Origin of the sequence: Mycobacterium sp. 1245111.1 (assembly GCF_001673405.1) — a bacterium.
GTDB lineage: Bacteria > Actinomycetota > Actinomycetes > Mycobacteriales > Mycobacteriaceae > Mycobacterium.
Window position 1 is genome coordinate 102364 of record NZ_LZLV01000034.1, and the last position, 25137, is coordinate 127500.

The 25137-nt window shown below is 65.7% G+C and carries 27 protein-coding genes and 1 pseudogene; 16 read left to right on the plus strand and 12 right to left on the minus strand.

Annotated elements, in window-relative coordinates; genetic code table 11:
- Positions 1-136 precede the first annotated feature (136 nt).
- A complete protein-coding gene (locus A5658_RS06515) occupies positions 137-1444 on the plus strand; it encodes an SLC13 family permease (protein WP_231997231.1) in 1308 nt (435 codons plus the stop codon).
- 28 nt (positions 1445-1472) lie between these two features.
- On the opposite strand, the pseudogene A5658_RS06520 reads toward A5658_RS06515, so the two are convergent.
- From A5658_RS06520 to A5658_RS06530, 3 genes and pseudogenes are all read right to left on the minus strand, one after another.
- A pseudogene (locus A5658_RS06520) lies at positions 1473-3392 on the minus strand (APC family permease); the annotation flags it as partial.
- Between the two features lie 352 nt (positions 3393-3744).
- Positions 3745-4926 carry a TRAM domain-containing protein gene (locus A5658_RS06525; RefSeq protein WP_156751306.1) on the minus strand — a complete coding sequence of 394 codons (1182 nt, stop codon included), beginning with the start codon at positions 4924-4926 and terminating at the stop codon, positions 3745-3747.
- Between the two features lie 32 nt (positions 4927-4958).
- On the minus strand, positions 4959-6947 hold the full coding sequence (locus tag A5658_RS06530) for an APC family permease (protein ID WP_067332470.1): 1989 nt from the start codon (positions 6945-6947) through the stop codon (positions 4959-4961).
- Positions 6948-7052: 105 nt separating this feature from the next.
- On the opposite strand from A5658_RS06530, the gene A5658_RS06535 reads away from it, so the two are divergent.
- Positions 7053-7724: a TrkA family potassium uptake protein gene (locus A5658_RS06535; RefSeq protein ID WP_082992982.1), complete on the plus strand. Its 672-nt coding sequence runs from the start codon at positions 7053-7055 to the stop codon at positions 7722-7724.
- On the plus strand, positions 7721-8383 hold the full coding sequence (locus A5658_RS06540; protein ID WP_067332475.1) for a TrkA family potassium uptake protein: 663 nt from the start codon (positions 7721-7723) through the stop codon (positions 8381-8383). Before A5658_RS06535 ends, A5658_RS06540 begins: the two co-directional genes overlap by 4 nt.
- Here the strand turns inward: A5658_RS06540 and A5658_RS06545 are convergent.
- Positions 8334-9029, minus strand: a complete 696-nt coding sequence (locus tag A5658_RS06545) for a DUF3159 domain-containing protein (protein WP_067332780.1) — start codon at positions 9027-9029, stop codon at positions 8334-8336. The genes A5658_RS06540 and A5658_RS06545 overlap by 50 nt on opposite strands.
- A 23-nt stretch (positions 9030-9052) precedes the next feature.
- Complete coding sequence (locus tag A5658_RS06550; RefSeq protein WP_067332477.1) at positions 9053-9421, minus strand: OB-fold nucleic acid binding domain-containing protein; 369 nt, start codon at positions 9419-9421, stop codon at positions 9053-9055.
- A gap of 123 nt (positions 9422-9544) precedes the next feature.
- Here A5658_RS06550 and A5658_RS06555 point away from each other — a divergent pair, with 123 nt between their 5' ends.
- Positions 9545-10243: a thioesterase domain-containing protein gene (locus tag A5658_RS06555; RefSeq protein ID WP_067332479.1), complete on the plus strand. Its 699-nt coding sequence runs from the start codon at positions 9545-9547 to the stop codon at positions 10241-10243.
- Positions 10244-10253: 10 nt separating this feature from the next.
- On the opposite strand, the gene A5658_RS06560 is transcribed toward A5658_RS06555, so the two are convergent.
- Positions 10254-11027 (minus strand): DUF3710 domain-containing protein, encoded by a 774-nt coding sequence (locus tag A5658_RS06560; RefSeq protein ID WP_067332480.1) that lies wholly within the window; start codon positions 11025-11027, stop codon positions 10254-10256.
- Positions 11028-11492, minus strand: coding sequence for a dUTP diphosphatase (gene dut, locus A5658_RS06565; protein WP_067332481.1), 465 nt, complete (start codon positions 11490-11492; stop codon positions 11028-11030).
- A gap of 25 nt (positions 11493-11517) precedes the next feature.
- Here dut and A5658_RS06570 point away from each other — a divergent pair, with 25 nt between their 5' ends.
- Positions 11518-11994 carry a DUF3093 domain-containing protein gene (locus A5658_RS06570; protein WP_067332482.1) on the plus strand — a complete coding sequence of 159 codons (477 nt, stop codon included), beginning with the start codon at positions 11518-11520 and terminating at the stop codon, positions 11992-11994.
- Here the strand turns inward: A5658_RS06570 and A5658_RS06575 are convergent, their stop codons facing one another.
- Positions 11995-12297, minus strand: coding sequence for a DUF4193 domain-containing protein (locus A5658_RS06575; RefSeq protein ID WP_067332485.1), 303 nt, complete (start codon positions 12295-12297; stop codon positions 11995-11997).
- A gap of 163 nt (positions 12298-12460) precedes the next feature.
- Between A5658_RS06575 and cei the strand changes: the two genes are divergently transcribed.
- Positions 12461-13111 carry an envelope integrity protein Cei gene (gene cei / locus A5658_RS06580; protein WP_067332487.1) on the plus strand — a complete coding sequence of 217 codons (651 nt, stop codon included), beginning with the start codon at positions 12461-12463 and terminating at the stop codon, positions 13109-13111.
- A gap of 4 nt (positions 13112-13115) precedes the next feature.
- On the opposite strand, the gene A5658_RS06585 is transcribed toward cei, so the two are convergent.
- Positions 13116-13991, minus strand: a complete 876-nt coding sequence (locus A5658_RS06585; RefSeq protein ID WP_067332489.1) for an inositol monophosphatase family protein — start codon at positions 13989-13991, stop codon at positions 13116-13118.
- Between the two features lie 119 nt (positions 13992-14110).
- Between A5658_RS06585 and ppgK the strand changes: the two genes are divergently transcribed.
- The 3 genes from ppgK to A5658_RS06600 all read left to right on the plus strand — a co-directional run bounded on the left by ppgK (position 14111) and on the right by A5658_RS06600 (position 17074).
- Positions 14111-14917 carry a polyphosphate--glucose phosphotransferase gene (ppgK, locus tag A5658_RS06590; RefSeq protein ID WP_067332491.1) on the plus strand — a complete coding sequence of 269 codons (807 nt, stop codon included), beginning with the start codon at positions 14111-14113 and terminating at the stop codon, positions 14915-14917.
- 134 nt (positions 14918-15051) lie between these two features.
- Positions 15052-16602 carry an RNA polymerase sigma factor gene (locus A5658_RS06595; RefSeq protein ID WP_082992999.1) on the plus strand — a complete coding sequence of 517 codons (1551 nt, stop codon included), beginning with the start codon at positions 15052-15054 and terminating at the stop codon, positions 16600-16602.
- A 70-nt stretch (positions 16603-16672) separates the two neighbouring features.
- On the plus strand, positions 16673-17074 hold the full coding sequence (locus A5658_RS06600; protein ID WP_067332494.1) for a RidA family protein: 402 nt from the start codon (positions 16673-16675) through the stop codon (positions 17072-17074).
- Here the strand turns inward: A5658_RS06600 and A5658_RS27405 are convergent.
- A complete protein-coding gene (locus A5658_RS27405; RefSeq protein WP_082992983.1) occupies positions 17029-17388 on the minus strand; it encodes a DUF952 domain-containing protein in 360 nt (119 codons plus the stop codon). The genes A5658_RS06600 and A5658_RS27405 overlap by 46 nt on opposite strands.
- A 124-nt stretch (positions 17389-17512) precedes the next feature.
- On the opposite strand from A5658_RS27405, the gene A5658_RS06605 reads away from it, so the two are divergent.
- Together A5658_RS06605 and A5658_RS06610 are read left to right on the plus strand one after the other, a co-directional pair.
- Positions 17513-17710 (plus strand): hypothetical protein, encoded by a 198-nt coding sequence (locus A5658_RS06605; protein ID WP_067332495.1) that lies wholly within the window; start codon positions 17513-17515, stop codon positions 17708-17710.
- Positions 17711-17773: 63 nt separating this feature from the next.
- Entirely contained in the window at positions 17774-18763 is a 990-nt protein-coding gene (locus A5658_RS06610; RefSeq protein ID WP_067332781.1) for a YihY/virulence factor BrkB family protein, read from the plus strand.
- On the opposite strand, the gene A5658_RS06615 is transcribed toward A5658_RS06610, so the two are convergent.
- Positions 18750-18989, minus strand: coding sequence for a DUF3039 domain-containing protein (locus A5658_RS06615; RefSeq protein ID WP_067332497.1), 240 nt, complete (start codon positions 18987-18989; stop codon positions 18750-18752). The two genes, A5658_RS06610 and A5658_RS06615, sit on opposite strands and share 14 nt — an antisense overlap.
- Positions 18990-19031: 42 nt before the next feature.
- On the opposite strand from A5658_RS06615, the gene A5658_RS06620 reads away from it, so the two are divergent.
- The 3 genes from A5658_RS06620 (at position 19032) to A5658_RS06630 (ending at position 21430) form a co-directional block, all read left to right on the plus strand.
- Positions 19032-19454, plus strand: coding sequence for a DUF3099 domain-containing protein (locus A5658_RS06620; protein WP_082993000.1), 423 nt, complete (start codon positions 19032-19034; stop codon positions 19452-19454).
- Between the two features lie 147 nt (positions 19455-19601).
- Positions 19602-20561, plus strand: coding sequence for a sigma-70 family RNA polymerase sigma factor SigB (gene sigB, locus A5658_RS06625; protein WP_067332501.1), 960 nt, complete (start codon positions 19602-19604; stop codon positions 20559-20561).
- A 176-nt stretch (positions 20562-20737) separates the two neighbouring features.
- Entirely contained in the window at positions 20738-21430 is a 693-nt protein-coding gene (locus A5658_RS06630) for a metal-dependent transcriptional regulator (RefSeq protein WP_067332502.1), read from the plus strand.
- A gap of 84 nt (positions 21431-21514) precedes the next feature.
- On the opposite strand, the gene A5658_RS06635 is transcribed toward A5658_RS06630, so the two are convergent.
- Complete coding sequence (locus A5658_RS06635) at positions 21515-22570, minus strand: DUF4192 domain-containing protein (RefSeq protein WP_067332782.1); 1056 nt, start codon at positions 22568-22570, stop codon at positions 21515-21517.
- Between the two features lie 217 nt (positions 22571-22787).
- On the opposite strand from A5658_RS06635, the gene A5658_RS06640 reads away from it, so the two are divergent.
- Positions 22788-24221, plus strand: a complete 1434-nt coding sequence (locus tag A5658_RS06640) for an NHL repeat-containing protein (RefSeq protein WP_067332503.1) — start codon at positions 22788-22790, stop codon at positions 24219-24221.
- Complete coding sequence (locus tag A5658_RS06645) at positions 24221-25123, plus strand: hypothetical protein (protein WP_067332504.1); 903 nt, start codon at positions 24221-24223, stop codon at positions 25121-25123. Before A5658_RS06640 ends, A5658_RS06645 begins: the two co-directional genes overlap by 1 nt.
- The last annotated feature ends 14 nt before the right edge of the window (positions 25124-25137 follow it).

The following is a 25137-nucleotide window of genomic DNA, read 5'->3' on the forward strand; positions in this document are numbered from 1 at the left end:
ATGCGCGCGATCGATGCTGTGGAGACGTTCCAAACGTGAGCAGCGAAGTGCTGGCAGCCGTATCTCACCCGCGCCTCTCTGGCAGCGTTGGTAACAGCAGCCGGACGACCTCGATCGTCCTTGCGGAGCAGCGCGCATGACATCGACAGAAATCCAGATGTACGTCGCCACTGCGGTGTTCATCGCCTCCTACGGTTTCATCATCAGCGAGAAGTTCAGCAAGACCACGGTCGCCCTGCTCGGCGCGGGATTGATGGTCATCTTGCCGGCGATCGACGCGCCCGATGTCTTCTACTCCCAAGACACCGGAATCGACTGGGACGTCATCTTTTTGATGCTGGGCATGATGATCATCGTCAGTATCTTGCGTCATACCGGGGTGTTCGAGTTCGCGGCGATCTGGGCAGCCAAGCGCGCCAAGGGATCTCCGATGCGCATCATGATCCTGCTGACGTTGGTGATGGCGCTGTCCTCGGCGCTGCTGCCCAACGTGGTCTCCGTACTCCTCATCGCCCCGGTCACACTGCTGGTGTGCGACCGACTAGACGTCAATCCGATACCCATGTTGATAGCCGAGGTGTTCGCCTCCAACATCGGCGGCACGTCCACGTTGGTCGGCGATCCGCCGAACATCATCATCGGCGCGCGCAAAGGCCTGTCGTTCAACGCTTTCCTGTTCCACATGGCACCGATCGTGATCATCATCATGCTGGTGTTCAGCGCCATGCTGCCGGTGCTATTCCGCGGCTTCACGACGGTATCCCCTGAACGGGTCGCCGACGTCATGGCACTCAACGAGCGGGAAGTTCTCAAAGACCGTGAACTACTCGTCAGGTGCGGCGCTGTGATGGGCGTGGTGTTCGTCGGATTCGTTGTGTCGCCGACGATCCACGTACAGCCGTCGCTTGTCGCGCTACTGGGCGCGGGTGCCCTCATCCTGATCTCCAAGATGGAGAAGTCCGACTACCTGGACAGCGTGGAATGGGACACCCTGCTGTTCATCGTCGGGCTTTTCGTCATGGTTGGCGCACTTATGAAAACGGGCGCGATAGAGCATCTCGGTAGGATCGCGTCAAACGCGACCGGCGGCAGCATGTTATTCACAACGATGATGATCCTCGGTGTGTCGACAGTGGCCTCCGGGCTGATCGACAACGTCCCTTACGTGGCAACCATGACGCCGATCGTGACCCACTTGAGTGCGGCTATGCCGCACCAGGAACACCAGAATGTGTTGTGGTGGGCGTTGGCGCTCGGCGGCGACTTGGGCGGCAATCTCACCGCCGTCGGATCCAGCGCCAACATCGTGATGATCGGAATCGCGCTGCGCTCCGGTCACTCCATCTCGTTCTGGGACTTCACCCGCAAGGGCATTGTCGTGACGACAATGTCCGCCGTTGTGTCCGCGCTCTATCTGTGGCTGCGCTACTTCGTATTCGGGTGAGCTGTCACCGGCCGACGGCCGTTCGCGCGATCCGAGACCCTATGTCGTAGACCAGGATTTGCGCGGTCGCACCGGGGATGCGGCTGATTTTGTTTGCGATCTTGTCGGCGGTGCGATCGTGAAGCAACCGACCCATGAGGGGTGCATAGGTTCGCCGCGGCAACAGCACGGTCATCTTGATGTCGGGGTTGTCATTGATTTCCTGCGTGATGAGGTCTCGTGCAGTCCGGATCAGATTCCGATCCGGGCAGTGGAGTGTTAGCAGTGGAATCTGCTGCTCGAAGTGTTCCCAGCGCTGCTGCAGTTGCAGCGCGTGCAACTCATCAATCATGAAGTGCACTGCGGTCAATTGCTCGGCGTGCTGCTCGGCTGCGTAGTGCAGCGTCTCGACGGTGGCAAGGTCGTAGTGATCGACGAACACGAAGATCCGGTGTTGCGGATGTCGGGCAAACTCGGGGCGTTCCGTGCGGGACATTTCGAGAACCGAGTTTTCGGCACGGTATTGGCGGTTGAGCCGCATCAGCCCGAAGACCAGGATCGGGAAGACCACCACGACCAGCCAGGCACCCTCGGTGAACTTCGCCACCGCGAAGATCAACACGACAGCCGTAGACAGGATGCCCGCGGACAAGTTGATCGCCAGTTTGCGCTGCCATCCCGGATCACGATGGGTCAGATGGTGTTTGGTCATGCCGTAGCCGGCCATCGAGAATCCAGTGAACACGCCCATCGCGAACAGCGGCACCACTGCATCGACCGATCCCCCCGTCACGATCACCAGTGTCACGGCCAGCGCGGTGAGCACGATGATGGCGTTGGAGAACACCAGCCGGTGACCGCGTTTCATCATCGGCCGCGGCAGGAAACTGTCCTCGGCGACAAAGCTGGTTAACGCGGGGAACCCGTTGAAGCTGGTGTTAGCGCCGAAGAAGAGGATTGCCGCGCTAGCCGTCTGCAGCAAGACGTACATGGTCTTGCCGATCAGGCCGCCGCCGAAGACAGCGCGGCCGACTTCGGACAGCATGGATGGGTATTCGGAGACGTACGGGGTGGCGTGCGTGGCATGGACTAGGAAGATGACGCCAACTAGCAAGAATGCGAGGGTGCAGGCCATTGCGGTCAGCACTTGACGCGCGTTACGGCCTTGCGGCTGCCGAAAGACGTTGACTGCGTCGGCGATTGCCTCGACCCCGGTCAGTGAGGTTCCGCCGTTGGCGAACGCACGCAGCAGAACCAGGACGGTGGCGCCCATGATCAGTCCGCTGCCGTGATGGACGGGCACCGCGCCGGCGATGTGTTCGGCATCGTATTTCGGTAGGCCCCATACGATGTCGCGTACCACTCCGGTCACTATCAGAACTGACAGCATCGCGATGAAGGCATAAACGGGTACCGCGAATAGTCGGCCCGCTTCTTTCATTCCACGGAGATTCGCATATGAGATCAGCAACAGTGCTGCCACGGTGATTTCCACGTGGTAGGGGCCCAGCCGCGGTATTGCCGACACCACGGCAAACGTGCCTGACGCACATTGCATCGCGACGGTTACCACATAGTCGATCAGCAGCGCCGCCGACGAGATTTGGGCGACTCGCGGTCCGAAGTTGCTGCGCGCCACCACATAGGAGCCGCCACGTTGGGTGTAGGCCATGACGACCTGCCGGTACGACGCGGTGACCAGTGCCAGAATCAACAGGATCACGGCGGCGATCGGAAGCACCAACACGAACGCGGCCAACCCGGTGGCAGGCAGAAGTTCGACCATGATCTGCTCGGGGCCATAAACGGTCGACGAGATCGCGTCCGGTGACAGCGCGCCCAGTGCGACGGTGTTGGATAAGCTCTCGTCCTCTAAGTGCTCGTTGATGAGCGGCTTGCCGAGGAAGAACCGCTTCCACCTGTCGGCAAAGGTTGATGAGATCCGCTGGTCATCCGGAAGGTCCGTCACGTCAGTCATGGCCGCCGAAGGACGCACGATGTCACCGGCGACACGGGGCAGGAAGCCGTGCCGATTGTGGCGCGCAACCCAGGCCACCCACCGCCACCCAGACGTATGTGATCACAGACATCACGTCTCCGTTCATAACAAGCCGGTCAGGTTGATCGCGATCAAATCCACTTCCGGGCATGCCAATTCGTGCTCGACTGCCAATTCGGCGGGAAATCGAGATCCTAAGACGACGTTAGACATCGTCGATCGGTGTGGCTAAATCCCTAACGCTTTCTTTACAGTGCAGCCGCCCGCTGAGACGGTACGGCCAGCCGATCGGTCGGTGCCGAATCAGGCTTCACGCAGACCTTCAGCGGGCCAGCAGCGCGACGCACTCGATGTGGTGGGTCAGCGGGAACGAGTCGAACACCGAAAGCTTGTGCACCGCGTATCCGTGACCCTGGTACAAGCCAATGTCGCGGGCGAATGATGCCGCCTCGCAACCGATATGGACGATACGTGGGACTTCTGCCGCGGCCAGCAGGTCGATCACGTCACGCCCGGCGCCGCCGCGCGGCGGATCCAGCACTGCCACGTCGGCCCGTCCGTTTTGCGCGGTCAGCGCCCGTCGAACCGAGTCGCTGACCACCCGCACCTGAGGGAGATCGGCCAACGTCGCACGCGCCGCACGCGATGCTGCCCGCGCGCTGTCGACACTGAGCACCTGACCCGACTCCCCGACCGCGTCGGCCAGGATCGCGGCGAAAAGCCCTGCGCCACCGTAGAGATCCCACGCGGTCATCCCCGGATCGGGTCGAGCCCAGTCACTCACCAGGTCGCTGTAGGTCCGCGCCGCGTCACGGTGGGCCTGCCAGAAGCCCGTTACAGGCACCTGCCAACTGTGCCGCCCGGCTCGGTGCACACCCTGATGACTGCCCTCGACAACCTCGGTCGCGTTGCGCCGCCCATGGCGTACCGTGCGCGCCACATGCCGTTGACCGTCGTCGTCGACAACCACATGCAGGTGCGCGCCGGACGGCCACGCCGTATCCGCCAGGCCGTCGGTCATGCCTGCCGGGAGCTGAGCGCAGTTCAGACCGGTCACCAGTTCATCGCTGCGATAACGGTGGAAACCTGGCCGGCCGTCCGCCCCGACGTCGAGCCGGATCCGGGTCCGCCAGCCGGTCGGGCCGGTCGGCTTCAGCGGCTGTACATCCGGATCACGCCATTGGTAATTACCCAGCCGGGCAAGCTGATTCGACACCACTTCGGCTTTCAGCGCCCGCGCGGCGGCCGGATCGACAAAGGCCAGATCGCAACACCCGGCGCCGTCCACACCGGCGATCGGGCACAGCGACGCGGTCCGGTCGGCGGAGGGTTCGATCACCTCGATCGCCTCGGCATGCCAATACGAACCGCGGTCCGCGGTGACCTGCACCCGCACCTGCTCGCCGGGTAGCGCGTAACGGACGAACACCACCCGGCCGTCGTGACGCGCCACGCAACTGCCCCCGTTTGCCGGTGGGCCGACGGTCAACGTCAGCTCCCCCAGTGCCGGTGGCGGCGCCGCGGTGATGTCGGAGGTCAATCGAATATCCCTCGACGCGCATCGCCGGGAGCCGCGTGAGGCTGCAGCGTCTTGAGCCGCTCCGACGAATTGAGTTGCCAGGGAACCGATGTCACCATCACGCCTGGCATGAACAGCAACCGGCCTTTCAGCCGCAACGCGCTCTGGTTGTGCAGCACGTGCTCCCACCAGTGGCCGACCACGTATTCCGGCAGGAACACCGTCACCACGCTGCGCGGCGATTCCTTGCTGACGCGCTTCACGTAATCCAGTATCGGACGGGTGATTTCGCGGTAGGGCGAGGCGATGACCTTAAGCGGCACGTTGAGTTTGCTGTCTTCCCAGCGGCGGACCAGGGCACGGGTCTCGGCGTCGTCGACGCTCACCGTGACCGCCTCCAGCACGTCGGGCCGTGTCGCCCGGGCGTAGGCCAGCGCGCGAAGCGTCGGCAGATGCAGCTTCGACACCAACACGATCGCGTGATTCTTGCTGGGCAAGACCATCTCGTCATCGGCTGGGCGTTCGAGCTCCCGGCTGACCGTGTCGTAGTGCTTGTGGATCATTTTCATCAGCACAAACAGCAGCGTCATGGCGACGATCGCGATCCAGGCCCCGGCCAGGAACTTGGTGACCATCACGACAAGCAACACCGCCCCGGTAGCCACGAACCCGATCGTATTGACCACCCGGGACCGCATCATCGTCCGCCGGCCAGCGGGATCGGTTTCGTTGCGCAGCAGGCGAGTCCAGTGCCGCACCATGCCGATCTGGCTCAGCGTGAACGAAATGAACACCCCGACGATGTACAGCTGGATCAGCGCGGTGACTTGAGCCCGGAAAGCAACGATGAACGCGAGAGCGGCCATCGCCAAGAACACGATGCCGTTGGAGAACGCCAGTCGGTCACCGCGGGTGTGTAGCTGTCGGGGCAGGTAACTGTGTTGCGCAAGAACCGAACCCAGAACCGGAAAACCGTTGAATGCGGTGTTGGCCGCCAGCACCAGGATCAGTGCGGTCACGACGGCGATTAGCAGAAAGCCGATCTGAAAGTCACCGAACACGGCTTGCGCGATCTGCGCGATCAGAGTCTTTTGCTCGTAGCCGGCCGGGACGCCGCTCAACTGCCTGGCCGGATCGTCGACTACCTGGGCGCCGGTCTCCTTAGCCAACAGGATGATGCCCATGAACAGGCTTACCGCGATGGTGCCGAGCAGCAGCAGCGTCGTTGCCGCGTTACGCGACTTCGGTTTCTGAAAGGCCGGCACACCGTTGCTGATCGCCTCGACGCCGGTGAGCGCTGCGCAGCCCGACGAGAATGACCGCGCCAGCAGGAACACCATCGCGAAGCCGGCGATCGACGTGCGCTCGGCGTGCATCACGAAGGCCGCCGACTCGGCGCGGATCGACTCGTCCAGCGCGTAGACCCGGAACAGGCCCCAGGCCAACATGAGCCCCACTCCGGCGATGAACGCGTAAGTCGGAATCGCGAACGCCAGGCCGGACTCGCGGACTCCACGCAGATTCAAGCTCATCACCAGCAGGATCGCGGCGACGCAGAACAGCACCTTGTGGGCGGCCACGAACGGAATCGCCGAGCCGATGTTAGACATCGCCGATGCCGTCGAAACGGCAACGGTAAGAACGTAATCCACCATCAGCGCACTGGCCACCATCAGTCCCGCATTGGATCCCAGGTTGGTGGTGACCACCTCATAGTCGCCACCGCCGGATGGGTAGGCGTGCACGTTCTGCCGGTAGCTGGCCACTACGACCAGCATCACCGCCGCCACCGCGACACCGATCCACGGTGTCAGCGAATACGCCGCCAGTCCTGCCACTGACAGCGTCAGGAAGACCTCTTCGGGGGCGTACGCGACCGAGGAGAGCGCATCGGAGGCGAACACCGGCAAGGCGATCCGCTTCGGCAGCAGGGTGTGGGTCAACCGGTCGCTGCGAAACGGCCGGCCCAACACCAGTCGGCGCGCCGCAGTCGAAAGTTTGGACACGAGAGCCAAGAGTAAAGGCAACCGCCCCTCCCGGTACGGTTCGGTAGACGAGAATGTCTCCCAAACCGACTGGCCACTGTGGTTGGCGGGCCGAGAGGACCTCTAGTGCGCGTGGTTGTGATGGGATGCGGCCGGGTGGGCTCGTCGGTCGCCGACGGCCTGTCCAGGCTGGGCCACGACGTTGCGGTAATCGACAGCGACGCCACGGCGTTCACTCGGCTGAGCCCCGAGTTCGCCGGGCAGCGGGTGCTCGGGCTCGGGTTCGACCGCGACGTGCTGCTCAAGGCCGGCATCGAGGGGGCGGATGCCTTCGCCGCCGTGTCGTCCGGCGACAACTCCAACATCATTTCGGCCCGCTTGGCACGGGAAACCTTCGGCGTGCGGAGGGTGGTGGCACGGATCTACGACGCCAAGCGCGCCGAGGTCTACGAACGTCTCGGCATCCCGACGATCGCCACGGTGCCGTGGACCACCGACCGGCTGCTGCACGCGCTCACCCACGAAAGTGAGACCGCCCGCTGGCGCGACCCGAGCGGGACCGTCGCCGTCCTGGAGGTGGCGCTGCACGAAGATTGGGTGGGCCGCAAGGCGACCGATCTCGAGGCCGCCACCGGTGCCCGGGTCGCGTTTTTGATCCGCTTCGGCACCGGGATCCTGCCCGAGCCCAAGACCGTCATTCAAGCCGGCGACCAGGTCTACATCGCCGCGATTTCTGGACATGCCGCGGAGGCGCTGGCCATTGCGGCGCTGCCGCCGACCGAGGACGCAGAGCAATGAGAGTCGCTGTTGCAGGCGCGGGCGCGGTGGGCCGCTCGGTGGCCCGCGAGCTGATCGACAACGAGCACGACGTCACGCTCATCGAGCGCAAGCCCGAGCACATCGAGGAGGACGCCATTCCGGCCGCGCACTGGCGGCTGGGCGACGCCTGCGAGGTCAGCGTGCTGGAGCAGGTGAAGCTGCATGAGTTCGACGTGGTGGTGGCCGCAACCGGCGACGACAAGGCCAACGTCGTGCTCAGCCTGCTGGCCAAGACCGAGTTCGCGGTGCCGCGGGTGGTGGCCCGGGTCAACGACCCGCGCAACGAGTGGCTGTTCACCGACGCATGGGGGGTCGACGTGGCGGTCTCTACCCCACGGATGCTGGCCTCGTTGATCGAGGAGGCCGTCGCGGTCGGCGACCTGGTGCGGCTGATGGAGTTCCGGAAGGGTCAGGCCAACCTGGTCGAGATCACGCTGCCGGACAACACGCCGTGGGGCGGCAAGCCGGTGCGCAAACTGCAGCTCCCGCGCGACGTCGCGCTGGTGACCATCCTGCGCGGGCCGCGGGTGATCGTGCCGCAGGACGACGAGCCCCTGGAAGGCGGCGACGAGCTGTTGTTCGTCGCGGTCACCGAGGCGGAAGAGGAACTGCGTCAGCATCTGCTGCCGTCGCAGTAAGAGCGACGTCGAGCGCGCGCTGTGCCGTCCGGATCGCCAGGAACGTCACCAGCGCCGCGGCCGCGGCCAACGGCCAGCCCATCCCGATCCGCGCGACCACCAGCCAGCCGGTGTGGTTGGTGTCGTAGAGCACCCGCTGGACGATGAAGCGGGCGGCGAACACCACCACCCAGGTGAACGTGGCGACGTCGAACGCGTAAACCGCGCGGCGCACGCCGCGCCATCCGCGGTCGTGCCCGTGCAGCCAACTCCAGATGTAGCCGACGACGGGCCGGCGGATCACGATCGAGACCGCGAACAGCGCCGCGTAGATCAGCGACGTCCAAATGCCCAGCAGGAAATAGCCTTTCGACTCCCCCATCAGGTAGGCGATCAGCACACAGACGGCGACGCCGATCAAGCCGGACACGGCCGGCTGGACGGATTCACGGCGGACCAGGCGCCACAGCAGGATCAGCGTGGCGACGCCCAGCGCGGCGCCGGATGCGGCGCCAAGGCCCAGCAACCGCGACGTCCCGACGAAAACGAGCACCGGCAGCGACGAATAGACGATGCCGGCGACACCACCCAGTTGTTGCATCATCCGGTCTGCCGGGGTGCGGCCGACGCCGACGCCGTCTAGTTCGCTGTCGACGGTGTCAGCCATGTCGCCAGCGCCAGTGGCACGGTTCACCGCTGAATCTCGTAGTGCGGGTTGTAGATCGCTTTGCTGCCGTTCTCCAGCTTGCCGAGCCGACCCTGGACGCGCAGCGTGCGGCCCGACTCGATGCCGGGAATCCGGCGCTGTCCCAACCAGACCAGTTCGACGGTGTCGGTGCCGTCGAACAGTTCGGCGCGAACCCCGTCGGCGCAGCCTTTGCCGTTGCATTCGACGCTGCGTAGGGTTCCGACGACGGTGACCTCTTGGCCGCGTTCGCAGTCGACGGCCCGCTGCGCGCCGGTCGTCACCGCCTCGTCACACAGTTCCTCGGCGTCACGCTGCTCGGGGTCCTCCGTCAACCGACGAGTCAGCCGGCGCAGATAGCCTTCCGCCGCCATGGCCTCTCCTGAGCGTTTCCATTGCTTCACCCGGACCGGGTACCCGCGATCCTCTCACGACAACGGACACCGTAGACCCGATGGTTCCCCAAACGCCAAGCGACGCCCAGGCAATATCTAGGGGTGACCATCGAGCTGCGCGGGGTGACCGCGGTCGTGCTGCCGGGAACCGGTTCCGACGACGACTACATCGCCCGGGCGTTCGGCGCGCCGCTGCGTGGCGCCGGTGTCCGGCTGCTGGCGCCGTGCCCGCAGCCGTCACGTCTGATCGACGGCTACGTCGACGCCTTGAACGACGCCGCGCGAGACGGACCGATCCTGGTCGGCGGTGTGTCGATCGGCGCCGCGGTGGCCGTCGCGTGGGCGTTACAGCACCCCGATCGCACGGTCGCCGCGCTGGCCGCGCTGCCGGCATGGACGGGCGCACCTGACGGCGCCACCGCCGCGGTCGCGGCGCAGCACTCCGCACGACAACTGCGCGACGACGGTCTGGAGGCGACGACGGCGCAGATGCGCGCGTCCAGCCCGGCGTGGCTGGCCGACGAGTTGGCCCGCTCATGGCTGGGCCAGTGGCCGCACCTGCCCGATGCGATGGAAGCGGCCGCCGGCTACGTCGCCCCGAGGACGGAGGACCTGCAGCGGCTCTCGACGCCGCTGGGTGTTGCGGCGGCGCAGGATGATCCGATTCATCCGATCGACGTCGGGCGGCAGTGGGCGGCCGCCGCGCCGCGTGCGGCGCTGCGGACGGTGACGCTGGACCAGATCGGCGCGGACCCGGCCGAGCTGGGCGCCGCCTGCCTGGCGGCGCTCGCTGAGGCCTAGTTGCCGGTGCCTAGTTGCCGGTGCCGCGCAGCTGCTGCATGGCCGAGCCGGAGGCACCGCGACGCTCGGGCTCGACCGGTTCTTCCTGGCTGGCGCCGTCGGCGTCGGTCGGCTCGACGGGCGGCACGGGAGCGCCCTGGGCGGCCGCGGCCTCGCGCAGCTGCGACGCCATCGGCTCCGGCAGCTGCACCGGCAGTGGTGTGCGCACCGGCAGCGGCGTGTCACCTCGACGAATCACCGTGTCCAACAAGGTGTTTCGCGCTTGCTCGGTCAACGCATCCACGCTCTCGATGGAGCCATTGACCACGCATCGGATCATCCAGCGATAACCGTCGATGCCGATGAAGCGGACCACGCCGGACGCGGTGCCGACCACTTCACGGCCCCAGCGGCCGTCCTCAATGGTCACCGACGCCCCGTCGTTGCGCAACGAGTCGGCCAGCTCGGCGGCGACTTCCCGCCACAGCCCACCGGTCTTGGGCGCGGCGTAGGCCGCGATGGTGAAACGACCATTGGGCGTCACCACCCACACCGCGCTCGGGACGCCGTTCTCGGTCAACTCGACCTGCAGCTGTGCGGCTTCGGGCAGCGGTATCAACACCGAGCCGAGGTCCAGGCGACCCTCCGTCGCGACCGTCGACTCGTCGAAATCCTCGATGTCGAACGGGCCATCCATGTCGTCGTCGGCCGGAGTTTCGGCGGGCGCCTCCGGCTTCCGGTGCGAACCCGCCGATTCCGGCTCGTCGACCGACTGGTCTTTTGCTCTACGTCTGCCAAATGCCATCTAAAGACTCGCATGTCCGCCAGAGGAACCGTGGCCGCCGGCACCACGGGAAGTTTCTGCCACGCCGGCCTCGTCGAACGACGTCACTTCGACCAGGTCGACCAACTCGACACGCTGCACCAACAGCTGCGCGATCCGGTCGCCGCGATTGACCACGATCGGCGCCGCGGGGTCGAGATTGATCAGTGACACCTTGATCTCACCACGGTAACCCGCGTCGATGGTGCCCGGGCTGTTGACGATCGAAAGGCCCACCCGCGCAGCCAAACCGGACCGTGGATGCACCAAACCCACCATCCCGACCGGGATGGCCACCGCGATCCCCGTCCCCACCAGCGCCCGGTGCCCGGGCGCGAGCTCGACGTCTTCGGCGCTGTATAGATCTACGCCGGCATCACCGTGGTGGGCCCGGGCGGGCAGTGGAAGCCCGGGGTCGAGACGAACAACCGCCAGACTCGTCGACACGGGGGCACAGATTACCCTTGACCGGATGTCAGGGACGCCAGTCACGCCGCAAAGCGTGCGGTACAGCGAGCGTTTGTGGGTGCCGTGGTGGTGGTGGCCACTGGGTTTCGGGTTGGCGGCGCTGATCGCCGTCGAAGTCAACATGGGCGTACCGAGCCTGCCGCACTGGATCCCGTTCGTCGCATTGTTCGCCGTGGCCGCCGGGACGTTGCTCTGGCTGGGCCGCATCGAGGTCCGCGTCGCCAGGGGCGACAACGGCGTCGAATTGTGGGCCGGCGAGGCCCATCTGCCGGTCTCCGTCATCGCCCGCTCCGCCGACATTCCGCGCTCGGCCAAGTCCGCGGCGTTGGGGCGCCAATTCGACCCGGCCGCCTACGTCGTGCACCGCGGCTGGGTTGGGCCCATGGTGCTGGTGGTGTTGAACGATGCGGACGACCCGACGCCCTACTGGCTGGTGAGTACCCGCCACCCCGAGCGGGTGTTGTCAGCGTTGCGCAGCTAGTCAGGCCGCGCAGTCCGTACAGATCATCACGCCGCCCTTTTCGCTCGCGAGCCGACTGCGGTGCTGGACCAGGAAGCAGCTCGAGCAGGTGAATTCGTCGGCCTGCTTCGGGATGACACGGACGGACAGCTCCTCGCCGGACAAGTCGGCGCCGGGCAGTTCAAACGACTCGGCGGACTCGGATTCGTCGACGTCGACAACCGCCGACGCCGCCTCGTTTCGTCGTGCCTTGAGCTCCTCTAAAGAGTCCTCTGAAACGTCGTCGGTTTCGGTACGCCGTGGGGCGTCATAGTCGGTAGCCATCGTCTGTCCCCTCGTAACCCTGCAAGCAAAGCTTTGTACCAGCGTCGAACGCATCCGCAAAACGATTCGTGCCCGTATCGCGGGGTGTTCCAGTGTGATTTACGTCACATGCAGGGTTTAGCCGCGCTACCTCCCGCTAAACATCGAGCTTTAGAGTGCGTACGTGGTCGCGCAAATCACTGAAGGCACAGCGTTCGACAAGCACGGTCGGCCTTTCCGGCGTCGCAACGCCCGCCCGGCGATTGCCTTGCTGGTGGTGTTGCTGGTGGCCACCGCGGTGGTGTGGACGGTCGCCCTGACCCGTCCGGCCGAAGTGCACGAGGCAACGGTGTGCAACCCACCGCCGGAGCAGCCCGACCCCGCGCAGCCGCACCTGGGCACGGCGGTGTCGCGCAGCACGATGATCAACGTTGCGCCGGCCAAACTCGCGGACACCAAGATCCGGGTCCTGAATGCCAGCGGCCGGGGCGGTCAGGCCGCCGACGTGTCGGGCGCGCTGCGGGACCTGGGGTTCGCGCAGCCGACGGCGGCCAACGACCCGGTCTACGCGAAAACGCGACTGAACTGTCAGGGCCAGATCCGGTTCGGCGAGGCCGGTCAGGCCGGCGCGGCCGCAGTGTGGCTGGTCGCGCCGTGCGCCGAGCTGTACCGCGACGACCGCACCGACGACTCCGTCGACCTGGCCATCGGTACCGAGTTCGGCGCGCTGGCGCACAGCGACGACATCGCCGCGGTGCTCAGCGGCCTGCGTCCGGGCAACACCGAGCCGGCCGACCCTGCCCTGCTCGCCAAGATCCACGCCGGCAGCTGCTGACCTGTCAGCCCGGAATCGGTGTCAGACCGTCGAATTCGCGCAATGCGGTGAGCAACTGGTCGACGATGCCCGGCGCCGCGGCGACCACCAACGCCGCGTTGTATTCCGGGTCGCCGGGCTCCGGCAACACCACCCGCGCACCGGCCTCTGCGGCGATCAGCGCGCCCGCCGCGGAGTCCCACGCGTGCAGGCCGTGCTCGTAGTAGGCGTCCAGCCGGCCCGCGGCGACCATGCACAAATCCAATGCGGCAGAACCGATTCGGCGCACATCGCGGACCATCGGCAGGATCCTCGACACCAGCTGCGCCTGTACCGTCCGGCGTCGCCCCGAGTAGGCGAACCCGGTGCCGACCAATGCCCGCGACAAATCGTCGGCGCCGCTGCACTGCAGACGGCGGGTTCCCCCCGCATCGGTGACGTGCGCACCCAGCCCGGCCCCAGCCGAGTACAACCGTCCGCCCACGACGTCGGCGACCGCGCCAGCCACCGAGACGCCACCGATCTGTGCGGCCACCGACACCGCGTACGCCGGGATCCCGTAGACGAAGTTCACCGTGCCGTCGATCGGGTCGAGCACCCAGGTGACCGCCCCGGGCGCGAGACTCACCGGGTCGGTCGGGCCACCGATTTCCTCGCCGAGGATCGCGTCGCCGGATCGCAATTGCGCCAATCGATCACGCAGCAGCCGCTCGGTTTCGGTGTCGACGACGGTCACCGGGTCGGTCGGAGTCGTCTTGGCTTGCACCGCGTCGTCGCCGTCGGTGCCCGCATCCGCGCCGAAGACCTCGCCGCGGCGGCGCCGCACGAATGTCGCCGCCTCGGTCGCCAGCGTCTCGGCCACCGCACGCAGCTGCGCCGGCTGGTTCTCAGGTGTGCTCACCGACCCATCGCAGCACAGGTCTGGCCGGCTTCGGCAACGTCGGGGTAACAGGCCAACCAACGCCCCAGCTACGCACTAGGGTTTTCGTCGATGCGCCTACGTCTCGCCGAGGAGATTCGATGACCACTGCCGATCCGCCCCACGCCTCACCGACGAGCGGCGGGACCGTCACGCCGGCGAGACGCGGCTTCGGCATCGACGTCGGCGGCAGCGGCATCAAGGGCGGCATCGTCGACCTCGACACCGGCGAGCTCGTCGGCGACCGCTACAAGCTGCTCACGCCGCAGCCAGCCACTCCGTCGGCGGTGGCCAAAACAATCGCGGCCGTCGTCAACGAATTCGGGTGGACCGGCCCGCTCGGCGTGACCTATCCCGGCGTCGTCACCCACGGCATCGTCCGGACCGCGGCCAACGTCGACAAGAAGTGGATCGGCACCAACGCGCGCGACATCATCAGCGCCGGGCTGGATGGCCAGGAGGTCGTCGTCCTCAACGACGCGGACGCGGCCGGACTGGCCGAGGAACGCTATGGCGCGGGCAAGGGGACCACCGGAGTAGTGGTGCTGCTCACATTCGGCACCGGCATCGGGTCGGCGGTGATTCACAACGGGATATTGCTGCCCAACACCGAGTTCGGACATCTCGAAGTGGGCGGCAAGGAAGCCGAACGCCGTGCTGCCTCCTCGGTGCGCGACAAGCGGGGCTGGAGCTACGAGAAGTGGACCAAACAGGTGACCAAGGTGCTGATCGCGATAGAGAACGCGATGTGCCCCGAGCTGTTCATCGCCGGCGGCGGAATCAGCCGCAAAGCGGACAAATGGATCCCGCTGCTGAAAAACCGCACCCCGGTGGTCGCGGCCGCGCTGCAGAACACCGCCGGAATCGTCGGAGCAGCCATGGCGGCGACGCGCGACGTGACGCACTGATTTGCGCTCACTGGCGGGGGTAATGCCCCGCGGTCGTTACAATGGTCACCGGCGGCCGCCTGACCGATAGCGGCGAATATCTAGCCTGATAATCGACGCCGACATCCGACATAGCTGACGCATTCCGGTTGAGCATGCCTACAGCACCGGAACAGAGTTCTACCGAAGGGGTTTACGTGGCAGCGACCAAAGCACGACCGGCAACCGATGAGCCGGTGAAGCGCACCGCAGCCAAAGCTCCCGCCAAGCGTTCGCCGGCCAAGGCCACCAACGGCTCCGCCAGCAAGGCAGCCAAAGCACCGGCGAAGGCCGCCAAAGCGGCCACCGCCACCAAGACCCGCACCGCCACCAAGAGCGCCGCAACCAAGGCCGCACCCGCGCGCGGCCGCCCGAAGAAGGCGACCACAAAGGGCGCCGACGACGAGGCCACGACTCCTGATCTCGACACCGACGAGCAGGACCTCGACAGCGATGCCGAGCTCGAAAACGTTCCCGTCGACGAGATCGATCTCGCCGACGAAGATCTGAACCTCGAGGACGAAGACCTCGAGGACGACGCGGCCGACGTCACCGACGATGACGCGGCCGAGCCGGCCGACGACGCCGAGGACGTGGCGAAGAAGCCCGCCAAGGCCGCGGACGAAGAGTCTGAAGACGAAGAGATCGTCGAGCCGAGCGAAAAGGACAAGGCCTCAGGCGATTTCGTTTGGGACGAGGACGAGTCCGAGGCACTGCGGCAGGCCCGCAAGGACGCCGAGTTGACGGCCTCGGCGGACTCGGTTCGCGCGTACCTCAAGCAGATCGGCAAGGTGGCGCTGCTCAACGCCGAAGAGGAAGTCGAGCTGGCCAAGCGCATCGAAGCCGGCCTCTACGCAACGCAACTGATGACCGACCTGACCGAGAAGGGCGAGAAGTTGCCCGCCGCTCAGCGTCGCGACATGATGTGGATCTGCCGCGACGGCGACCGCGCGAAAAACCATCTGCTGGAAGCGAACCTGCGACTCGTGGTGTCGCTGGCCAAGCGCTACACCGGCCGTGGCATGGCGTTCCTCGACCTGATCCAGGAGGGCAACCTCGGCCTCATCCGTGCAGTCGAAAAGTTCGACTACACAAAGGGTTACAAGTTCTCCACCTATGCGACATGGTGGATCCGCCAGGCGATCACCCGCGCGATGGCCGACCAGGCCCGCACCATCCGCATCCCGGTGCACATGGTCGAGGTGATCAACAAGCTCGGGCGCATCCAGCGTGAGCTGCTGCAGGACCTGGGCCGCGAGCCCACGCCCGAAGAGCTGGCCAAGGAAATGGACATCACCCCGGAGAAGGTGCTGGAGATCCAGCAGTATGCCCGGGAGCCGATCTCACTGGACCAGACCATCGGCGATGAGGGCGACAGCCAACTCGGTGACTTCATCGAAGACAGCGAAGCGGTGGTGGCCGTCGACGCGGTGTCGTTCACGTTGCTGCAGGACCAGTTGCAGTCGGTGCTGGAGACGCTGTCCGAGCGCGAAGCCGGCGTCGTGCGACTGCGCTTCGGGCTGACCGACGGCCAGCCGCGCACCCTCGACGAAATCGGTCAGGTATACGGCGTGACCCGTGAGCGCATCCGGCAGATCGAGTCCAAGACGATGTCGAAGTTGCGCCACCCCAGCCGGTCGCAGGTGCTCCGCGACTACCTCGACTGAGCCTGCGACTAAGCCTGTCGCGCAGTTAATTCGGATGCACGCCAGCCATCCCCTGTCCTAGGTTGACCGCATGTCAACCAGCCGCATCCTCGTCTCCTCGGGAACCGAATTCGAGGCAACCGTCGGCTACTCGCGCGCGGTGCGGGTCGGACCGTTCGTCGTCGTATCCGGGACGACCGCACCAGGAAGTGACATCGGCGCGCAAACCCGAGAAGTGTTGCGCCGCATAGAAATAGCGCTCGTCGAGGCAGGTGTCACGCTCGCCGACGTGGTCCGCACCCGGATCTACGTCACCGACATCTCGCGATGGCGCGACGTCGCGGCGGTGCACGCCGAGGTGTTCAGCCAGATCCGCCCAGCGGCAACCATGGTCGAGGTAGCCACACTGATCGAGCCCGGCCTGCTGGTGGAGATCGAAGCGGACGCTTATTCGCCCAACGCCGGGAACGTGCCATCGGCGTCTGGCAGGTAGCTGGTGACGTTGATCACAGCGTCAACGGGCAAGGGGCCGTAGAGATGCGGGAACACCATCGACTCCGGATCCGTTGCTACACCTAGTTCCCAACGAATGGGAGCGCCCAGATGAGTCGGATCGATGTGCAGCAGAACAAGGTCCGTACGACCGCAGTAAAGGCGATTAGCGGGCAGGTGCACTTGCTCTGGTGTCGACAGATGGACGAATCCGACGCTCGCGAGCGACTCGGGTCGAACTTCACGGTGAACTTGGGCGGCTGACCAATCGTCGGTAGGACAAAGGTGCACCAGCACCGCCGGTGGCTGACTCATACCGCCATCTTGCTCCAGCCGCCAAACGGCGAGGGGTGAGAAACGACACAGCGGGTAAACCCGTGGTGAAGACGGCTAAACGGGCAGACATCTGGGACAGTGGAGAGGGCAGAACGGAGTAGCCATGAACGCGACGTTGACCAGTCCAGAATTAACCCGGGCTGATCGGTGCGATCGATGCAGCGCCGCTGCACGGGTTCGCGCCAAGCTGCCCTCCGGAGCAGAACTCCTGTTCTGCCAACACCACGCCAACGAGCATGAGGCCAAGCTGATCGAGCTGTCCGCCGTGCTCGAAATCAGCGGCGACCCGATCGACGCTTAAGCACACGACTCGCCACCAGCGGTCTTGGCGGCGGTGGCGTTCGTCAGTAATCCTGAACGGGTCATGACTGACCACCCGGTAAAACCTTCGCGGCATCACCTTTGGCATATCACTAAGCGTGCGCTGTCGAAAAGCTGGGACGACTCAATCTTTTCCGAGGCCGCGCAAGCGGCGTTCTGGTCGGCCTTGTCGCTGCCACCGCTGCTGCTGGGAATGCTGGGCAGTTTGGCCTACGTGGCACCGCTTTTCGGTCCGGACACGATGGCGGTCATCGAGCACTACCTCGTCTCGATGTCGAACAAGATCTTCTCGCAGAGCGTCGTGCACGAGATCATCGAGCCGACCATTCGCGACATCGATCGCGGCGCCCGCGGTGAAGTGGTGTCGTTGGGCTTTCTGATTTCGCTGTGGGCGGGATCGTCGGCGATTTCGGCGTTCGTCGACTCGGTGGTCGAGGCCCACGACCAAACCCCGTTGCGCCATCCCGTACGCCAGCGTCTGTACGCGCTGGCCCTGTATGTGGTGATGCTGCTGTTCGTCATCGTCACCGCGCCGCTGTTGGTGCGCGGGCCCCGCAAGCTGGCCGAACTCATTCCTGACGGCCTGCAGGATGTGCTGGCCTACGGTTACTACCCGGCGTTGCTCGCCGGGCTGATTGCCACGGTGGTCGTGCTCTACCGGGTGGCCCTGCCCGACCCCATCCCCTCGCATCGGCTGGTCGTCGGCGCTGCCCTGGCCAGTGTGGCGTTCGTGATCGCCACCCTGGGGCTGCGCATCTATCTGCGCTACATCACCGGCACCGGTTACACCTACGGCGCGCTGGCCACCCCGATCGCGTTTCTACTGTTCGCGTTCTTCGCGGGTTTTTCCATCATGTTGGGAGCCGAACTCAACGCCGCCATCCAAGAGGAGTGGCCGGCCCCCCGCACGCATGCCCACCGGATGCGGCGGTGGCTGGTCAAACGGGCCAAGGAAGTGGTCGACGACGGCGGCGCCGCAACGGACGACGACGAACCGTCCCCAGCGGGCTCCGACCGAGTCAGCTCTTCTTGAGCGACTCGTAGATCCGCTTGCAGTCCGGGCACACCGGCGAGCCGGGTTTGGCGGACTTGGTCACCGGAAAGACCTCTCCGCACAGCGCCACCACGTGCGTGCCCATCACGGCGCTCTCCGCGATCTTGTCCTTCTTGACGTAGTGGAAGTACTTGGGGGTATCGCTGTCGGTCCCGTCGTCGACGCGTTCGTCGGTGTCGGTGCGCTCGATCGTCTGGGTGTCCATGTCACATATTGTGCCGGAACCGGGGCCGCCGCCGTGAGCAAGTTGTGGAACAGTGGAGTCATGAAGCGCAGCCAAGAGCTGGGTTTCGACGACGATGGTCGACCGATCCTCATCACCGCCGCCGCACCCGCGTACGAGGTTCAGCACCGGCAACGTGTCCGGAAGTATTTGACGATCATGTCGTTTCGGATTCCGGCCCTGTTGTTGGCCGCCGTGGCGTATGGCTTGTGGCACAACGGTCTTATCTCGCTGGCGATCATCGCCGCGTCGATCCCGCTGCCATGGATCGCGGTGCTCATCGCCAACGACCGCCCGCCGCGCAGGGCCGACGAACCGCGCCGTTTCGACGGGCCCGAACGACGGACTCCCCTGTTCCCCACGGCCGAGCGCCCGGCGCTCGAACGCCGCAGCCGTACGGCCCCGCAACCGGACTGGCATCACCAACCCGTTGACGGTTCCGAATAAGCCTGCTGCGCAGCGGGTTCTCAGTACATTCTCAGGGCTGACGGACATTCGCGCACGTCAACCGGTGTGAGAACGCCATCCGGTGGGAACTACTACGCCGGATTGGTCGTTGTACCCGATGACAGTTCACGCTCTGAGGAGGCCGCCATGGCAAATGCCAACACAGTCCGGATCGATGGCGATCTGGACGCTCAAAGCCCAGCCGCGGACTTGGTGCGCGTGTATCTGAACGGGATCGGCAAGACGGCCTTGCTCAACGCTGCCGACGAGGTCGAACTGGCCAAGCGAATCGAGGCCGGCTTGTACGCCAAGCATCTGCTGGAAACCCGCAAGCGGCTCGGCGAAGCCCGCAAGCGCGACCTGGCGGCTGTGGTGCGCGACGGTGAGGCGGCACGGAGCCATCTGCTGGAAGCCAACCTGCGGTTGGTCGTGTCGCTGGCGAAGCGTTACACGGGCCGCGGGATGCCGCTGCTGGACCTGATCCAGGAGGGCAACTTGGGTCTGATCCGCGCGATGGAAAAGTTCGACTACGCAAAGGGATTCAAGTTCTCGACCTATGCCACGTGGTGGATCCGTCAGGCCATCACCCGCGGCATGGCCGACCAGAGCCGCACCATCCGGCTGCCGGTCCACCTGGTCGAGCAGGTGAACAAGCTGGCCCGAATCAAGCGGGAGATGCACCAGAACCTCGGTCGCGAGGCGACCGACGAAGAACTCGCCGAGGAGTCCGGCATTCCCGTCGAGAAGATCAACGATCTGCTCGAGCACAGCCGCGACCCGGTAAGCCTGGACATGCCGGTCGGCTCGGAAGAGGAAGCGCCGCTGGGCGATTTCATCGAAGACGCCGAGGCGATGTCCGCGGAGAACTCGGTGATCGCCGAGTTGCTGCACACCGACATTCGCAGCGTGCTCGCCACGCTCGACGAGCGGGAACATCAGGTGATCCGGTTGCGTTTCGGACTCGACGACGGGCAGCCCCGCACGCTCGATCAGATCGGCAAGCTGTTCGGTCTGTCCCGCGAGCGGGTTCGCCAAATCGAGCGCGAGGTGATGGCCAAGCTCCGCAACGGCGAGCGGGCCGACCGGCTCCGCTCCTACGCGAGCTGACGACTCGAACCACTGTCGACGCGTATGCCCGCCGCACCCGCGGCGGGCATACTGCTGCCGTGGCGATCGCAAGCGCGGCGAAGCCGGGCGCCGCGGCGGGCATACGGCTGCGCGGAGTGTTAGCGAACCATTGACGCAGCTGGGCAAGTAGACTCAGCCGCAATGGAAGGTGCGGAATGAACGACCTGGTTGATACCACCGAGATGTACCTGCGGACCATCTACGACCTCGAGGAAGAGGGCGTCACTCCGTTGCGTGCCCGTATCGCCGAACGACTGGACCAAAGCGGGCCCACGGTCAGCCAGACCGTGTCGCGAATGGAACGCGACGGCCTGTTGCATGTGGCCGGTGACCGCCATCTCGAACTGACCGACAAGGGCCGGGCGTTGGCCGTTTCCGTGATGCGCAAGCACCGGATTGCCGAACGACTTCTGGTCGATGTCATCGGCCTGCCATGGGAAGAAGTCCACGCCGAAGCGTGCCGCTGGGAGCACGTGATGAGCGACGACGTCGAGCGCCGGCTGATGAAGGTGCTCAACAATCCGACCACTTCGCCGTTCGGCAACCCGATTCCCGGGCTCATCGATCTGGGCATCGGCGACGGCTTCGGGGGCGACGACGGCAACCTGGTGCGGTTAACGGAGCTGCCCGCCGGCCCGCCCGTCGCGGTAGTCGTGCGTCAGCTGACTGAGCACGTGCAGGGCGATATCGACCTGATCACCCGCCTCAAAGACGCCGGCGTCGTGCCCAACGCGCGGGTGACCGTCGAGTCCAACCCCTCCGGTGGCGTGACCATCGTGATCCCGGGTCACGAGAACGTCAGCTTGCCGCATGAGATGGCCCACGCCGTCAAGGTCGAAAAGGTCTAACGTCCGGCGGCGATGCAGTGGGACACCTCCCAGCCGCGTAGCGGCGAGGGGGACGCGTAGCGCGATGACGATGAGCCGGGCCATCTACACCGCACGTCGGCGAAACGCCCGCCGCGGAGGTAGCCGCACGCCGAGTCGCTCGGCCAGCCGGTAGCCGGTGACCGCCAGTTCGCGAATGTGCTCGGGTCGCAGGCCCGACTGCAACGCCGTGTCGAGCATGCCGGCCATCCGGTGTGCCGGTTCGCAGCGCAGCGCTGCCTCCAGCGACACTCCGGCCAGCGGACCGTCGCCGCGGGCGTAGGCGCTGAACGCGAGCAGCACCAGCGCCTCGGCCCGCCACGGTGTCGGCAGAGTGCGCGCCAGCAGCGCCCACAGCGACTCCGCGTCTCCCGCACTGTGGCCAACCGCCAAGGCGTACAGCGTGTCCCGCACCTCGACGTCCGCCAACGCACACGCCAGGCCGGCGATCTCGGCGTCGCCGAGCTGTTGTCCGTCGGCGACTCCCGCGGCGGCCGCCATCGCGGCTTCGACGTCGCGACGGGCGCAGGCAGTCGGATCGGCGCGATGCGCCTCGTCGCGCAACGCGGCCCGCTCGGCGATCAGACCGGTGAGCGACGCGGCGCGGGCCCGGTCGACCGCGATCACCGCCTGCAGGTCGGCTCGCCGCGCCCAGAGCCGGCGACCGTCCAGCACCGCCGCGGCCGCCAGCGGTGAGGCGGACGGGTCGTCGACGAAACCGCCTGCGCCACAACCGTCGACGCAGTGCCAACGTCCACCGAGCGCCACGCGGTCGACGACGTGCACGGCCCACAGCTCGATGTCATGCCGGATGAGTTCGTCGGTCAGCTCCGCACACAGGTCGCGGTATTGGTCGTTGCACATCGGACAGCCGGCGCCGTCGGCGTCGACGATCACCGCGATGGCCGCTTCCGGACCGGCGGCCGCGGCGATCTCGGCGAGATGACCGACCTGTTCGGCGACCGTTTCGGAGAGGTCGATGCGCATCACCGCCCCGAGTTCGCCGTCGTCGATCGACAGCAACACCAGCGATTTCTCGGGCACGAAGCCCAACATCGCTGGGAGCGCGGCAATCACCGCGCCGGGCCGATTCAGTTCAAAGTCACGTCGCTGCTTGGTCATGGCGATGACGCTGGCAATCGACACCGTCAGCACGTCCCCGATACAGACGGCGTCACCCGCAGACTGTGGACAAATGCAGCGCTGGGGATAACTCGCGATCGCACGGCGACATCCCCCGTTTCCCGATATCCGCGTATTCATGGGCAAACGTGCCAAGAATCCGTTAAGGCGGCCGCCGCACCCTTGACCCCGACATGTTCGCTGACGAAGGACAACCATGCACTTTTCGATCTCGAAGCTCGCGCTGATCGCGGCCGTGGCGACGACGTTCGCACTAGCCGGATGCTCGACGAGCCACCCGCAGACCGCACCCGCAGGCCCCACGACGTCCGCCGCCGCGAAGGGTGGGGAGTGCGCGGTCAACCCGAAATCCGAGCCCATGCCTGCGGCCGAGAAATTCCGGCCCGTGCCTCCGGTCGGCCGAATCTCGGTCACGATGAGCGGCATCCCGTCCGGAGCCCTCAAGCCCGGCGACCCACCGGCAGAGGTCGACGTCACGCTCTGCAATAACTCACCGGTCGACTACCCAAGTGTGGGTGTCACCACGGTGCTGACGAGATGTAGCTGCGCGATCAATCCGATGGGGCTGCCCCAGGGTCGGATCGAGCGTTTCGACGCGGCGGCCAACGCGTGGGTGCCGCTGGTTCATCCAGTCATCACCACCGGCATGGACTTCCTCGGTGGGTTCACCGATGTACAACCGCTGCCCAAGGGCAAGGCCGTGACGCTCAAATATCGTATGGCACTGGACCATTCGATGACGGCGGGTAAGGGCAGTATGGAGTCGACGGCCGTCGTCCCGGACTCCCTGGTCGAGATCGGCATGGCGCATCTGCCCTTCACCGTGTTGAAGGACTCGCCCAAAGACACGCCTACGGCGCGCCCGGAGGTTCCATCGGATCGGCAGTCCGTGTTGCCGGTCGGGGGTCTGATGAATCCCTGGGCGGTCGCCGCCGACAAGAACGGCAACGTCTATGTGAGCCAGCAGGGCGGAGTGGTGAAGTTGGCGGCCGAATCCAACGAACCGACGGAGTTGCCGGTGCCCGGTGTGAAAGGCATCGCCGATGTCGCGGCGGACGGCGCAGGCAATGTCTACGTCGTCGATTTCGAAGGCAACCGCGTGCTGAAGCTGACCGGCGGGGCGAATGCACCGACGGCGCTACCGTTCACGGGCCTGAACAACCCGCAACATCTTGCGGTGGACGACGACGGCACCGTCTATGTCACTGACAGTGCGGCGCGAATCGTGAAACTGGCGGCGGGCGCGAGCGAGCAAACGGTGCTGCCGCTCAGTGCGGAGATGAGGTACCCCGCCGGTGTGGCCGTAGACGGCGCGCACAACGTCTACATCGCAGACTCGCGCAACCATCGCATCGTGAAGTACACGGCCGGTTCGAGCAACCAGACGACGATCTCGATCAGTGGACTGGACGGGGGCCGCGGGTTCGCCGTGGACTCCGCCGGCGATGTGTTCGTCACCGATGACACGAACCGACGGGTGCTGAAGCGGCCGGCAGGATCGAATGAATCCATCGAGCTTCCATTCGCCGGTCTCAACGGACCCGAAAGTGTGTCGGTGGACGGCGCAGGCAACGTGTACGTGCTCGACGCCAGCGGGTTCGGCCGTGTCGTGAAGTTGGCGGCGGGCTGATGCGACACCTGATCGCAGCACTTTTCGTGCTCGCCGTCGGCGTCACCGGATGCAGTCACGCGTCCGCGCCGGCGCCTGCGCCGCCGCCGCCGGCGGCGCCCACCCAGTCAGTGCTCCCGTTCACGGGTCTGAACGGACCCTACGATGTCGCGGTCGACACCACGGGCAACGTGTTCGTTTCCGACATCCCTTCGGGGAGGAACGGATCCAATCGGGTGATCGAGTTGCCCGCCGGCTCGAATACCCAACGGCTGCTGCCGTTTACGCGCGCCAGGGTGATGACTGATCCCTCCGGTCGGGTGTGGGTCATCAACGGGGGGCATGAGCCGAGTCAACTGGTGAAGCTCGCGCACGATGGCGAGCAGCAGGCCGTGCTACCAGTGCCCGAGCTCGGTCGCGATTACCGCGGTGTGATTCAGGCTATAGACGACGCAGGCGGCCTCTACGGCATGATCGGCGGCGGAGAGGACTCAGGTCGCGGATGCTGTCTGCCCGTTCAGGTGGCCAAGCAAGCAGTGGGATCAAACACCCCCGAGCCGTTGCCGTTCCAGCACATGAGCGTTGCCGCAGGGATGACCGTCGATGCGGCAGGCAACCTGTACGTCGGAGACGCCAGTGGCAGACGGGTCCTGAAGTTGGCGCCAGGCGCGAGCAGGCCGGCGGAGCTCGCTTTCCATGCGCTCCGCAGCGTCATAGACATCGCTGTCGACGCGAAGGGCGCGGTGTATGTGGTTGACGGACAACGGAATCAAATCCTGAAACTCAATCCCGGATCGAACACACCAACCGTGCTGCCGTTCACCGGACTCAACGGCCCCGTCAGCGTGGCTATCGGCGCCAAGGGCGAAGTGTACGTCGTCGACGACGGCAATCGCCGGATCGTCAAACTCGAGGGCGTCTAATGTCCAAACGAATT